Annotated in this window: 12 protein-coding genes; 2 read left to right on the top strand and 10 right to left on the bottom strand. The window is 51.0% G+C overall.

Annotated elements, in window-relative coordinates:
• Nucleotides 1–10 precede the first annotated feature (10 nt).
• From ACYVEA_RS19625 to ACYVEA_RS19585, 9 genes are all read right to left on the bottom strand, one after another.
• The gene (locus ACYVEA_RS19625; protein WP_461115135.1) at nucleotides 11–703 is read right to left on the bottom strand and encodes a hypothetical protein; all 693 of its coding nucleotides are present in this window, start codon (nucleotides 701–703) and stop codon (nucleotides 11–13) included.
• A 214-nt stretch (nucleotides 704–917) separates the two neighbouring features.
• On the bottom strand, nucleotides 918–1466 hold the full coding sequence (locus ACYVEA_RS19620) for a YceI family protein (RefSeq protein WP_461115134.1): 549 nt from the start codon (nucleotides 1464–1466) through the stop codon (nucleotides 918–920).
• Nucleotides 1467–1585: 119 nt separating this feature from the next.
• A complete protein-coding gene (locus tag ACYVEA_RS19615) occupies nucleotides 1586–1957 on the bottom strand; it encodes a LytR/AlgR family response regulator transcription factor (RefSeq protein WP_461115133.1) in 372 nt (123 codons plus the stop codon).
• A gap of 4 nt (nucleotides 1958–1961) precedes the next feature.
• Nucleotides 1962–2288 carry a hypothetical protein gene (locus ACYVEA_RS19610; protein WP_461115132.1) on the bottom strand — a complete coding sequence of 109 codons (327 nt, stop codon included), beginning with the start codon at nucleotides 2286–2288 and terminating at the stop codon, nucleotides 1962–1964.
• A gap of 133 nt (nucleotides 2289–2421) precedes the next feature.
• Nucleotides 2422–2763 (bottom strand): ArsR/SmtB family transcription factor, encoded by a 342-nt coding sequence (locus tag ACYVEA_RS19605; RefSeq protein WP_461115131.1) that lies wholly within the window; start codon nucleotides 2761–2763, stop codon nucleotides 2422–2424.
• 63 nt (nucleotides 2764–2826) lie between these two features.
• Nucleotides 2827–3849, bottom strand: a complete 1023-nt coding sequence (locus ACYVEA_RS19600; protein WP_461115130.1) for an amidohydrolase family protein — start codon at nucleotides 3847–3849, stop codon at nucleotides 2827–2829.
• Nucleotides 3850–3976: 127 nt separating this feature from the next.
• The gene (locus ACYVEA_RS19595; RefSeq protein ID WP_461115129.1) at nucleotides 3977–5671 is read right to left on the bottom strand and encodes an N-acyl-D-amino-acid deacylase family protein; all 1695 of its coding nucleotides are present in this window, start codon (nucleotides 5669–5671) and stop codon (nucleotides 3977–3979) included.
• Nucleotides 5672–5709: 38 nt separating this feature from the next.
• The gene (locus ACYVEA_RS19590) at nucleotides 5710–7242 is read right to left on the bottom strand and encodes a M20/M25/M40 family metallo-hydrolase (RefSeq protein ID WP_461115128.1); all 1533 of its coding nucleotides are present in this window, start codon (nucleotides 7240–7242) and stop codon (nucleotides 5710–5712) included.
• Between the two features lie 77 nt (nucleotides 7243–7319).
• The gene (locus tag ACYVEA_RS19585) at nucleotides 7320–8909 is read right to left on the bottom strand and encodes a serine hydrolase (protein ID WP_461115127.1); all 1590 of its coding nucleotides are present in this window, start codon (nucleotides 8907–8909) and stop codon (nucleotides 7320–7322) included.
• A gap of 284 nt (nucleotides 8910–9193) precedes the next feature.
• Here ACYVEA_RS19585 and ACYVEA_RS19580 point away from each other — a divergent pair, with 284 nt between their 5' ends.
• Complete coding sequence (locus ACYVEA_RS19580) at nucleotides 9194–10633, top strand: M28 family peptidase (protein WP_461115443.1); 1440 nt, start codon at nucleotides 9194–9196, stop codon at nucleotides 10631–10633.
• A gap of 141 nt (nucleotides 10634–10774) precedes the next feature.
• Here ACYVEA_RS19580 and ACYVEA_RS19575 read toward each other — a convergent pair whose 3' ends face one another.
• Nucleotides 10775–12139, bottom strand: coding sequence for a hypothetical protein (locus ACYVEA_RS19575; protein WP_461115126.1), 1365 nt, complete (start codon nucleotides 12137–12139; stop codon nucleotides 10775–10777).
• A gap of 382 nt (nucleotides 12140–12521) precedes the next feature.
• Here ACYVEA_RS19575 and ACYVEA_RS19570 point away from each other — a divergent pair, with 382 nt between their 5' ends.
• A complete protein-coding gene (locus tag ACYVEA_RS19570) occupies nucleotides 12522–13697 on the top strand; it encodes a serine hydrolase domain-containing protein (RefSeq protein ID WP_461115125.1) in 1176 nt (391 codons plus the stop codon).
• The last annotated feature ends 473 nt before the right edge of the window (nucleotides 13698–14170 follow it).

Below are 14170 nucleotides of genomic sequence, written 5' to 3'. Positions count from 1 at the left end.
GAATCGTTGCTTACGGATTAGATGAAACCTGAGGAAGTACCAAAAGCCGGTAACGAAGGCTAATCCCTTCAGGCGTGGTACCATAGGGATGCGGTTTGGGCGCTTCCCAGGCCGACCAGCTTGTCGATCGGCCTGGACGATATGGAAGTGTCATCGGGAAATAGCTTTTTTTATTGGCGATAGTCGACCAGACGGCCCAGGTATATACCGTGTGTACCGTTATCTCCCACGGTAAGACGATAAACTTGCCTTCTTCCCTGCTCCTGTCCAGGTGAAACGTATCGAAATCACCACCCGTGTACGACAGCGCCACAACTTCACTGGCAGGACGACCGCCCAACAGGGAGCTGTCGATACGTACCTCTGCTTCCAAAACAGCTCGCTGACCGTCGTAGTCCAGTTTGCGGGGCTCTTTCCCGAAAAACACGACTCCTGCCAGGCTCCACCCTGCCAGCATGATGCAGGTAATCATCTGAACGGGGCGCAAATAGCCATGTCCCGAAAAATACCAGGCCAGGACAGCCACCAGCACGAAACCGAAAAGTGTCAGGGCAAGGCTAAAAAGCAGACTTCTATCCAGACTGGCCCCTGATCCATCGGGCAAGCGTTGCCTGATGAGTGGCTCGACAAACTGAAGCGTGAGCCTAAAAAATAAGGGGGCAGCACAAAGACTGGCAACCGATGTGGTCAGAAAACGTTCCATCTTTCAGCGTTACGGCAGTTACTACGTTTGTCAGTGATTGCTGACGAAAAGTAGCCTGAATCTGACGAAAAGAATGCCCAAAACAAAAATTCCGGTAATGACTAGGTTTATTTGGCCATTACCGGAATTCAATATGTATCCTATCAGGCATTTGCGGGAAGCCGTGCCACCGTTCTAAACGGTGGCACGGCTTCCCGCAAATGCCTGAACTATATTAAGCCTGCTTCGTCAACTGAATATTCAAAACCAGTTTAACGTCATCACTGACAACAACGCCACCGGCTTCGGTAACGCCATCCCAGGTTAAGCCGAATTCTTTGCGCTTGATGGTACCGGTTGCCTCAAAACCCGCTTTGGTCTGACCATAAAAATCCTGCATAATGCCACCGTGTTCAACTTTCAGCGTTACCGGTTTCGTGGTACCGCGAATCGTCAGATCGCCCGTGAGGTTATACGTATCATCACCTGTTTTGGTCAGGTTTGTCGAGGTGAACGTCAGCTTGGGGAAACTCTCGGCATCAAAGAAATCAGCCGACTTCAGGTGACCATCCCGTTGTTCGTTACCTGTTGTAATGCTGCTGATGTCAGCCGAGAAGGAAATTTTAGCATCGGTGAAATCTTCGCCAACAGATTCTACCTGACCTTCATATTGCGTGAACGAACCCGTTACCGTCGAGATAACCAGGTGTTTAACTTTAAATTGTATTTCTGAGTGAGTAGGGTCGATAACCCAGGTAGTAGCGGTGGCGGTTTCAGTTGCCATAGTGGTAAGAGTTTAAAATTAAATGTTTACGTATTTGATGTATATACATTTAATTTTCAGGAATTGTTTCATTGCACTGAAAAAATATTTTTATTGTGATCCGTCAGGGATAGTCGGCCTTATTTACCCAGCCACTCTTTGAAGCCAGGAATCCGGTCGGCGCTCACAAAGACTTCCTGACGGGGTTTAGGCATTAGGTCCATCTTTAGTTTACCGCCCGAAAAGGCATGAATTGTCTGCGTGGATTTTAATGACACCAGAAAGGAGCGATTCACCCGAAAAAACTGGTTGGGGGCCAGCAAACTTCCCAGTCTATCTAAACTATACTCAACAAGCAGGTTTTGTCCCTCCCAATTGGTTAGGTACGTGGCTTTGTCCTCAAAGAAAAAATAGGCAATCTGGCTGGTCTCCACACTTCGGATTTTTGATCCCAGGGTTACCATAAACCGTTCTTTGTAAGCAGCCGATCTGGATTCGATAAACGTAGTCACTACGTCAGCCCAGGTTTAGCACAATGGCCAGTGCGCCCGCCACCAGTAACGTAGCGAGTTTGGCCGGTAGCTTGATATTCACCAGAAAATCGCTTTCCGACCAACCTACATACCAGTGTTCCAGCCGTTCGGATAGGCTTAGCCAGGCGGTAAAAAAGAGTACGGTCATGGTGATTTCGAGCAACCAGACCCACCAAAACCGCTGGACACCTTCCCAGGTCAAGTGATCAAAGAAAATATAGAGTTTGATGGACCAGTAAATAGCAAAAACACTGAGCGCGAGCCGTACTTTTTGCGTGAGTGTCAGGTAAAAGCCAGCGGGTGAATCCATCGGAAACAAAGCTACGGGATTGATGGCTTTCTTAAGTAAAAACCAGCGCGCAACGGATAAAAGGCCGATCTGAACAACGCGGTTACTGATGAACCATCACCCATCACCAGACGGGCAATCGGTCACTATTGTCCTAATAGTCAGCTTCAGAACTTGTTTTGACCAGTTTACTATGAAAGAACAGGTTCAATCCATCACTGATCGATGTGTCCGTTAACGAATAATACGTTTCCCGGCCTTTTCGAAGCTTTTTTAGTATCGTCTTCTCATGGAGAAACCTCAAATTACTATAGAGCACAAATTGATCAATGTCAGGCAAATAACGCTGGATCGTTGTGATACTTGCCAACTGTTCGTGGGCTATGATCGATACGATTTGTACACGTAACGGATGACCAACAGCTTTCAGCAAATTGGCCAGTCGACTTATTTCTTCCTGATCACACATTTCTATCTCCACCCTACTTCCCTCCACAATAGTTCACTTTAATCGTTTAAGCACGATTAAATATCAGATTTATTAATTTAGTTCGACCCCTTACTTGAACTTACTGGCGTCTAACCGAAAAAAGCGAACTGCATTATTGAACATAATGTCTCGTTTTTGGTCGAACGACAGGTAATCCGCATTCTCGATGACGCTGATCGAGGTTTCAAATAACTTGGGCCAAATCAACAGATCAGTGCCGTACATGATCCGTTTGCCAAACCCAGCCTGCACCAGTCGTTTGAGATACGCGTGTATTTCGGCCTGGGGATAACTCCAGATGAAACCCGCCAGATCCACATAGACGTAGGCATTCGCGCCCATTAACGCAATCATCTGATCGATCATTGGATAACCCGCATGCATGACCCATAGTTTCAGTTTGGGATGTCGAGCCAGCATATCTTCCAGCAAAAACGGACTGCCCAGCGAGGCACGGTACTTGGCCTGACCGATATTAGCCATGCCGTTTCCGCCCGTTCCCATATGAATGCCCACCGGAATATTCAATTTTTCGGCTGCGGCAAAATAGCCATCAAGTGACATATCGCTCGGCGACAAGCCCTGATATTGGGGAGCTACCTCGCCCATTACCTCATAGAAACCCGAAGACAGGGAGTCGGTAAAGGCTTTCACGCTCATGTCGTTGGGGGAACTGACGCCAATGCCCGCAATTACCCGGCCCGGCGCTGCTTTTTTCCAGTTACGTAAGATCTGGGGATCGCCGTAGGCCACAATGGTCATGTTGAGCCGTTGCATGGCATCCACTACGGCAGCCTGCATCTCCTGATCCGATTTGGCCGGTTGTAAGGGCGTAGCACATTCGGCATTGAGGAACGCGCGCATCTGCTGATTCGGATCGCCCCCCGGCATGTCCCGTAGAAACCACGGACACATTTCTACGGCAAAGCTGGGGTTCACTTTCATGGCGTGCACGTGCACATCTATGATGGGAAGTGGTCGGCGGGGAACAGCTTGTGCCCACGAAGCACCGGCCATAAACAGGCAGGCCACCAGCAGGCAAACCGATTTCGCCGAGCTGGCTGTATACAAAGTAGATAGAGTCCGGTTCATAGTAAATTGGGTCATGTGTTAGGGCAAAAATGCACGAACCGATTGATAGCTGAAACAAAAAAGAACTGAATGTCAGAATGAGTTGGTTGGACGTTCGATTTTGCCGGATGAATGAATCCCCTACCCGCTACTGATCCATGGTTTTCTTACCCGGTCCCCAGATCGCACGGCCGGGGAAAGTGCCCGTATGTTCACCCTCTTTCAGCACCAGTTTTCCATTAATCAGTACGTGCTGAACGCCAATCGAATATTGGAAAGGATCGGCAAACGTAGCTTTATCGGCGATGGTGGCCGGATCGAATATCACCACGTCGGCAAAGTAACCAGCCTGAAGCATCCCTCGTTTGGGCAGTTTATGATTCGTAGCGGGCAAACTGGTCAATCGGCGGATACCTTCTTCGAGCGACATTACGTGTTCATCCCGGACGTACTTTCCCAGCAATCGGGAAAAATTCCCAAACGTTCGGGGATGAACCACGCCAATATCTTTCCGGTCGTCGGCAATCGAAGCGGCATCTGATCCAAATGACACCCACGGCTGACTGATTCCTTTTTTCACATTTTCCTCCGACATCAGGAAGTACGTGGTTTCGACGCGGCTTTTGTCGGCCACGATCAAATCCATGACCGTTTCGATGGGGTCTCTGTGCCAGATGGCGGCTATCTGCCCGAGCGTTTTGTTGTTGTATTTTTTGAGCGAATCCACCTCAAAAGCGGTCAGGATAATATTGTCAGTCGAGCCTGCCAATTGATACATATTTTCCCAGTCATTACCACTCTGCCGAACTTCAGCGGCTAATTTCTGGCGGGTAGCGGGGTCCTGAAGCCGTTTCCAGCCCGCCATAAAGCCTCCATTGAACAGATAGGGCGGCAAACAGGACGTCAGACCCGTAGCACCAGCCGTGTAAGTATACATGTTGGCCGTTACGTCCTGTCCCTGCTTTCGGGCATCGTTGATGAGCGTTATGGCCGTTTCCATGCGCGGCCAGTTCCGTTGCCCCGAGGCTTTAAAATGGTATAACTCAACCGGCACCTTTGCGGCTTTTCCAATTTGAATCAACTCAGCAACTCCCTGATCCAGCCGGTCGCCTTCACTACGTATGTGAGCGATATATCGACCACCGTAGCGCCCCGCTTCCTTACATAAGGTAATGAGTTCATCGGTGTCGGCAAAGGTATTTGGCGGATAGATCAGAGCAGTTGTGATACCCAATGCGCCCTCTTCCATGGCTTTACGAACAATGGCCTTCATCTTCTCCAACTGGGCTGGCGTTGGTTTCACGTTCTCTTCGCCCAAAACACTCTGACGAACCTGACCGGCTCCGAGGTAAGACGCTACGTTCGGGGTGATACCCTTTTGCTGTAATTTCTTTAGAAAATCCGCCAGCGTCTTCCAGTCGCAGGTTAGTTTATACGGCTTCAGAACCTGATTGACCTGCTGCCGCATTTCATCCGTACTGACTGGTCCCCACGAATCCTCACCAAATACTTCGGTGGTGATGCCCTGCTTGAGATCGCTCATCGAATGACCATCCCGCAACAGTTCTATACCCGTGTGTGAAAGCACGTTGATAAATCCCGGCGCTACGGCCTTACCCTGCGCATCAATGAGGGTTGTTGCCTGGGCATTATTTAGTTTCCCGACCGCGACAACCCGGTCTCCCCGAATGCCAATATCCCCCGACGTGGGTGGCTTACCCGATCCGTCGTAGATCAATCCGTTCCGTATCAGTACGTCGAATCGATTGGTTGTTCCCGCTGGCTGTGCCTGCGTGAGGGTTGCCCCAGTGAGACAGGTTATAATGAGTAGCGAGAGTCTCATAATTCGTATGTTGGGGTCTGATGCTGGTACGGAAAAACTCATTTCAGTTGCATGATGGCGGCCAATGTCTCGATGCCATCCCAGAGGTATTGCACCAGTACGTTCTCATTTTCAGCATGTTGGTTGTTGTCGTAGTTGACGATCGGCACCGATACTACGTTGGCTTTCAAGTGCTTTTCAAATAAATAGAGCGGCAAGCTACCTCCCGCCGTGGGCGTCAATACAATCGGCTCCGTCGATGTCGTTTGCACAGCCGCAATGACCTCCTGGGCGATGGGCAGATCCATTGGTGTCCGCTGGGCGTTGTAGCCCGCCCCCGTCGTGATCTTGATCAGTTTAGGGTATTGTTGCCGATCGGCATCGGTCGGGTCATGATCAGTAACATGATAGCCCTGACTACGAATGTGTTCGGTTACGCGCTCAATCTGACGAGCCATGTCGTTGCCCCGAACCAGCCGCAAATCCAGCACGGCTTCGGCTTTGGTCGGGATAACGTTACCCGCCATCGGTCCGACATTCGCGCTTTGAATTCCGTTGATATTTAGGGTCGGAATCATCATCAGGTCCATGAACGAGGCCCCGCCCCCATCGGGTTTGGCGATGCCCAGTTCTTTTTTCAGCGCTGCTTCCATGTTAGGGACGGTGGCCATCGCCTGTTTCTCGCGAGCCGTGAGTGGCGTTACGTCGTCATAGAATCCTTTGATCAGCACACGACCTTCGTCGTTTTTCATACTCGCCAGCAGGTTCACCAGCTTCTGGGCTGGATTAGGCGCCCAGTTTCCGTAGTTACCGCTGTGGAGCGGGCGTTTTGGGCCATAGACGGTCAGGTTCATATTGACATCGCCCCGCACCCCGAACTGAACTACTTTTTTACCCGATACATGGCGTGGACCATCGACAATCAGCCAAAGGTCACTCGTTAGTTTGGCCTGATGTTTCTGCAGAATGTCGCCCAGGTGGGTCGACCCAAGTTCTTCCTCGCCTTCAAAGAAAAACTTCAGGTTAACCGTCGGCTTGATATTGCTTTTCACCAATGCATCGTACCCGTTCAGGATCGCCATGACCCCCGCTTTGTCATCGGCACTACCTCGCCCGGATAGACGCCAGGTCGGATTGATCGCATCCCCCGATTTATACGTAGTAACGATGGTGCCACCCTGTTCAACAGGGGCTGTGATGAACACTGGTTCGAAGGGCTGCAATCCCTTTGCCCACTGCTTTGGATTAACGGGTTGCCCATCGTAGTGCGCGTAGAAAATGAGCGTTTTGGTAGCTCCAGGCACCTTTACCTCCCCAAAAACCGCCGGATTAGTACCCGGTTTCACGCCATCCAGCAAGGAAGCCGGGATTCCCCGCTGCTTCATCATCTGCATGATGAAGGCCGCATTTTGGCGTATGGTTGCCGAGTCCGATGATACGTTGGGAATGGCCAGAAACCGACGATACTCGTCCATCAGTGCCGTTTCACGAGTTTGTCGGTATTGCCGAACGCGTTGTTGTGGTGATTGCGCGTTGGTGGAAATGGTGATGATGCAGGCTAAAAACAGTACTGATTTGAAAAGAAATGTCATTCTGTCAGGTTGTGTAGTTAAATTATAATCGGTAATTTTTCATTATCGCCAGGTTTAACCCGGCGCAATTCAATAAGTCAGTGCTCCATCCCCCCTTTCACTGCGCCTTCCGGCACTTTGGTTAGCTCGATACCTGCGCCCCGCACCCGGGCCACCTTGCCTTTCGTATCCAGCTCGAAACTGAAAAAATCTTTCCCATTCCACCACTGATCGTAGACGAGCCGGAACGTGTCGAAATTCCAGTGATTCAGGTAGCCAGTCAGTACGTTGTTAATGGATACATAGAGCCTTCCATCCCGCAACGAAACATCCGTTTTTCCGTACAGGGGATCGGTATAGGAGCCTACATAAGCCGTCAGCGGCAACGACGGTTTCGTGTTCAGCACCCGCGTACTGTCGGCCTTTCGTTCGGCCAGTTTCGCATTTTGCTTAAGCCCCCCATAGAGTTTGCGAAACTCAGCACTCCAATCACGGTCAACACCCAGCCGAGCGTCGGAGCTTGCAAACTCATCGAAGGCGCGGTACATCAGCGCGTGGCGGAGTTCGGCATGGTCGAGGTTGCCCTGTATATAGACGGCCAGTTTCTGATCGGGAAGTTGCCCGTGAATAGCCACCATACCCGTCAGGCTACCGGTATGGAAGTTGATGCGATGACCCCGATAATCCTGCTGAAACCAGCCCAGGCCGTAGGTTTTCCAGACAGGTTTGGTGAGTCGCTGGGTAGGATAAAATTCGCTGTCCGTGACGAGCGTTTGCGGCTTGAACAACTCCGCCCACGTAGCGGGTTTAAGCAATGTTTTGACGCCTGTTCCACCGGTACTGTACCGGCTGCTGTCGAGCATGCAGATCATCCAGGCCGAAACATCATCCGGGCACGTCCAGATTGATCCCGCCGGACCGACCGCATCAACGAGTCCTTCTTCTTTCAGGCTATTGACGGCGCGAATGGTGTCATTGATCTCAACGTGCGGTTTGGCCCGATTAGCATCCGTCACTTCCTTGAACAGCGCTTTTGTCCGGCTCATGCCGAGCGGTTCAAAAATGCGGGTACGTACGAAAACGTCCCAGGGCATTCCGCTCACTTTTTCGATCACTTTACCAGCCGCCAGATACATGATATTCTGGTAGATGAAGCTCGAACGTAGTGAATAGGTCGGTTTAATGAGCCGTATCCGGTGGAGGATTTCGTCGGACGGTATTTCCATCGCGGCCCAGAGAACGTCGGCATTGCCAACCCCCGTGTTATGAATGAGCAAATCCCGCACCCGAATTTCCCGCGTGACGGCCGGGTCGTAAAACATAAAATCGGGCAGGTAATTCGCAACGGGATCGTCCCACTTAAGTTTACCTTCATCCACCAGCATCCCGATGCAGGCCGCCGTCATGGCTTTGGTCGTGGAAGCCATCGCAAAAAGCGTTTGCGTGTTTACCGGCTCAGACCCGTCAAGTTCACGAATACCATAGCCTTTTTTGAACAACACCTTTCCATCCTTAACAACGGTGACGGTGAGACCGGGCACTCGCCAATCCTGAACGGCCTGCTGAACATAGGCGTCGTAGCGGGCAACGGGGTCAGATGGCGTCGTCTTTTTTCTGGATTGCGCTGATAGGTGCTGATGGGTAAAACTACTGACAACGAGGGCAAGGAGAATAAAGGTTGATTTCATGGAAGGCCGTTTGTTTTCCCAATATAGCGTTTTATGACCTTTGTACAGCCGCAATTCGGTACGTCTCCTATGCGTCCGCAACAGATTCTGGCTGGAATCAAAAATAAACTACGATAAAAAACATTCGATCAGCTTCTGTAGCGAGTCGCACCTTGTTGTGGCGTTGGCGGTCCGGTCTTTCCGTATATTTGTAAAAACCCCAATCATCCGTTTTTTATACAACCATGAATTACTTCAATACGCAGAAAATTCGGTCCTTGCTGACACTGGCGATCGCCATGTCGATGCTCGTCAATTCGGCCATTAGCTATGCCCAGCCGAAAACCGGAGCAAATGCTCTGTCGGCCATTAAAGAAAGTGACATTAAACGCGATCTGTTTGCGCTGGCTGGTGATCATTTCCGGGGTCGCGAAGGTGGCTCACTCGACGAATTGAAAGCGTCCGTCTGGATTGCCGACCAACTCCGGGCGATGGGTCTTCAGCCCGCTGGCGACGACGGCACGTTCTTCCAGTTTTTTCACATTCAGCGGACACGCATTACCGAAACCAGCCGCTTAAACATTGGTGCGCATCAACTGGTCCACGGTCAGGACGCGTTTCTGTTAGCACCCGCCATTGCGTCGGTCGACGCGCCACTTATATTCGTGGGCAAGGGCACGCCCGAAGACCTGGCGAAAGTCGATATCAAAGGGAAAGCCGTAGCCATTGAGTTCTCGGGAACAGGCCCAGCCGAAATAAGCTATCGTCGTTTTCTGTTCGGCACGATGAACAGCCGGGCTGCCGAGTTGGTAAAAAAGGGCGCATTAGCTGTGGTTTGGGTATCCGATACGCAAGCCCAATCTTATTTCGAGCGCTGGACGACAGGGCTGGAACGGGGCCGTTACGACCTGCCGGGTGGCGCGAATACGCGTGTCTTTTCGCAGGCACCCACAGTCTGGCTCCCGGCCAGTGCGCTGGAGTGGATCAAGCAGCCCGGTCAGCAGTTTACCAACGTAGTGAACGTGGAGAGTTTTAATTACCCATCGGTGAATATTGTGGCAAAAGTGCCCGGTACCGATCCAAAACTCAAAGATGAGTACGTTCTTTTCAGTACGCATCAGGACCACGACGGCGTCCGTCGGGCCGTAGCGGGTGACTCCATCTGGAACGGAGCCGACGATAATGCCAGTGGCTGCGTGGCTACAATGGCCATCGGGCGGGCTTTTGCCCAGAAGCCCGGTAAGCGATCGGCACTGATTGTTTTTCACGGCGCCGAGGAACGGGGTTTGCTGGGTTCCCGCTATTTTGTCGAGCATCCAACCGTACCCAAAGGCTCCATTGTGGCCGTGTTGAACGCCGAGATGATTGGTCGAAACGCACCCGACAGCGCGGCTATTCTGGGTCAGCAATCCCCGCACCGCAATTCTACCGATCTGGTCAATGCCGCGCTGGCGGTCAATCAGTCGGAAGCCCATTTCAAACTCGATACGTTGTGGGATAAACCAAATCATCCAGAAGGCTGGTATTTCCGTTCTGATCACCTCCCTTACGCCCGGGCGAACGTACCAGCGATTGCCTTCACAACGCTGCTCCACCCCGATTACCACACGCCCAAAGATGAACCAGATCGCATCAATACCGACAAGGTGACACGCATTGCGAAGTGGATTTACCTCACCGGCTGGGACGTAGCCAATCGTCCAACGCGGGTCCGTCTGGACGAAGGATTCAAGCTGGAACGGTAGAAAAAGGAATCAGGTAACCAAACTACCCAAACCCCTAAACCGCATCGGCGGACCGCCCCTGAAGGGGACTTTCTCAACTTGTGAGCGAAGTCCTCTTCAGGGGCGGTCCGCCGATGCGGTTTAGGGGTTAAAAGCAATTAGTTATCGTCTGCCGCCACCGTGGAAGCCACCGCCACCGAAGCCGCCACTATGGAAACTGCCGCCCCCGAATGAGCGTCCGCCACCCCAGGATTGGGTGTGGTAGCCACCCGCGTTAAAGTTCTGATAACGAGCCGATGGGGCACTATGGGTTGTAGTCATGTTCGACCAGTTGTTTGGTCGGCTGTACTGGCGGGCATTCGTTAACCAGTTACCACGACCTGCCCCCGTGGCCGGACCAAATGCCTGCCGGGCGGATGTCATGAAACCAGCGTTTACCGGCGTCCAGATACGACGCTCCGCAAGGGTACGGGTATAGTAATTATTGAACCGGTTGTACAGGTGCGGATATACACCACGGCCCGGCCCAAAAAACCAGTTCGAGAATCCCATCCCCGGCAACCCGAACAGAACCATATTACCCCCCAGCCCGTAGTAGAACCCGGTACCGTACCACCAGGCCGATGGATACCACATGGCCGATGTATACCAGTAAGGATACCCAAACCAGAACGGATACGGATTCTGATAATAGTACCCAGTGTTGACCCAGGCCGGGTTGGGGTTGATGCCGGTGTTATAGCCATTCGCCTGCGCGTAGGCCTGGCCAGCTTGCTGCAATTCCTGCTTCGCCTGCGGATCGTTATTCAGTTCATTCTGGTAATCAGCCAGTTCCTGTTGATTCTGAACCGTCAGGCTGTCGTGCAGGGCCGTCAATCCCTTGGTTACCTGGTCGGGGTTGGCCGCGTAAGCCTGTCCCAATTGGGTCGTTTTATCGATCTGATCGGTTAACTGGGTCAACACATCGGGCATGTCGATCAATTGCCGAAAGGCATTCTGCGTTGGTACGTCCAGCGGGCTGATGAGCGAGTCGAATGTTTGCTGCGCCTGCTGGTTCAGGTTATCGATCTGCACCAGGTCATCGTGGTGATGCCGATAGATTTTCCAGGCAGAAGTCTGCAAATCGGCAGGCATGTTTTTGGTCAGGTTTTTCACCGAAGATTCATTTGAACCCACGGGCAACGTAGCCAGTTCGTGCAGTACGTCAGGGTAACGCGACAGGTCATAAAACCAGCCCTGTTTCTGTTGTCCATAGGATTGAATCAACGTAGTAAACGCCTGCTGACTGGAGGCCCGTTGTTGGGCCAGGCTGGTCAATACCTGTGGTTGTTGGCTAGCTAATAAAATAGAACGGCGAACGTCGTCGCGGTAAGGAGCAATGGCCGACACGATCGTCTGGTCATTACTGGATACTGGCTGCTGTTCGGCTCCTGTATTCTGGGCAACTGTGGGTTGCCATCCTGCGGTCAAAAGTCCCGCTGCGAGCAGCAATGTTTTGGCAGGAATGAAGTGGATGAACGCTTTCATGGTTACTAACTTAATTGACTTTCTCAAAAAGATGGTTCGTACTACCGAGCAATCGCAGGTCAACAACTAGAGTAGATATACTAAAAATTGATTGCTTACTACTCAGCGTACCCGGCCTGTTTGGCTACCTATTTACCTAACAGAAAACAGCCCGAAAAGAGATAAAAAAAGCGTTAATGTTTCGTTAAAAATTGATTTTTAGACTGACCGAGGCCCCCAATCAAGCCAATCTGCACGTATTTCCCAATCCTTAGATTTACTCAATTTACAGTAGCCACGACTTAATGTACCGGATGAAAAGTCATGAATATGGTGGCGAATGAGTCAATATCTTTCTGTGAATGTCATACCTTCGGGTTGTCGTACGTTTACTCATCAACTTATGCCTCAATTTCTCCTACGAAAACACATTCTCTGCATTCTGGTACTGGCACCGCTGATCAACTGCCAGCGGCCAACAGCAAAATCAACAACTTATTTCCCCCCAAAAGGCGACAACTGGGCGCACCTAGCTCCCGAAAAAGCGGGCATGGATGCGGCTTTGCTCGACCAGGCCGTAGCCTTTGCCAAAACGCAGGAAACTACCCAGATGGCCCCCGATTTTTCGACGCAGGAAGAAATATTTGGTAAGCTTCTCGGCCCCATGCCAACCAGCCGGGCGGCTACGAACGGTATTGTGCTACGTCACGGCTATATTGTGGCTGAATGGGGAGATACCAAACGACCTGATCCAACTTACAGCGTCGCTAAAAGTGTATTATCGACCGTAACGGGCATTACGATCGAGCGTGGACTGATTCCCGACGTTCACGATCCGGTAGCGAAGCTGATCCACGATGGCGGGTATGATTCACCACAGAATCAATCCATTACGTGGGAAAACCATCTTCAGCAAGCCAGCGAATGGGAAGGTGAATTATGGGGCAAAAACAGCGACTTTGTGGGGAAAGAAGCCTTCGGAAAAGGCGAACGGAAGCCCCGTACCTTACAGAAACCCGGCACGTATTATGAATATAACGACGTGCGTATCAACCGAATGGCGCTATCACTGTTACGACTCTGGAAGAAACCCATCCCCGACGTAGTACGCGACGAAATCATGAACCCCATCGGTGCATCCGATACGTGGCAGTACGTTACGTACCCAAACGCCGTTGCCGACGTTGACGGCAAAAAAATGCCGTCCGTAAGTGGGGGTACCCGCTGGGGCGGAGGACTCCGCATCAACACGCGCGATGAAGCCCGTTTCGGTTATCTGTTTCTTCGTCAGGGCCGTTGGGACGATCGGCAGATTGTTTCGTCTAACTGGGTGAAACAGGCCACGACACCCAGCCAGTACGGTCCGGACTACGGGTACCTCTGGTGGCTGAATACGGGCACAAGTTCAACGGGCAAAAAAGCCTGGCCGGATGCGCCTTCTACCAGTTATGCCGCAATTGGAGCGGGCTCGAACACGATCTGGATTGACCCCGAACACGATATTGTCATCGTCTGGCGATGGCACAACGGCAGCCCGAATGAATTGATTAAGCGCGTATTGGCCGCCGTAAAAAAATAGACGATCTTTTTAAACTGATCAGGTCTTATGGACCTGATCAGTTTTCGCCATCAACCAACCGGCGACAAACCTTTTTGGCGGGGAAGTATCTATAGGCTACCCATTCGCGATTCAGGCTGACAGTATGCTACGTAGGTAATTTCCCGAAAAATTTATTCAAACGATTACACAAATAGATAGTTTAAAAGCAGGTGAAGAGCCAGGATGGTCAATGGTTTAAAGCCAGAGAATTCCCGTTTGTATCAAACTGATTCCAATCAGATACCGTTTGAATCCGGGAAAAAGAGTGAAATCATTCAACTGGTTGATAAAAAAAAGGCCTGTTCAATCAATTTAAATGTGACAACTTAATGTTTTTTAAGTCTAATAAATTAATAGCATTAAAACCATAAAGTTACCAAATAGATCTATTATATCACTTATCACGCTAAAATAAACAGCAATAGCTGCCTATTTTTCTACAGTTAACTAAT

The organism is Spirosoma jeollabukense, assembly GCF_054777855.1.
Note: the sequence above shows the minus strand (reverse complement) of the source record. Positions and strands in the feature narration are given on the sequence as shown.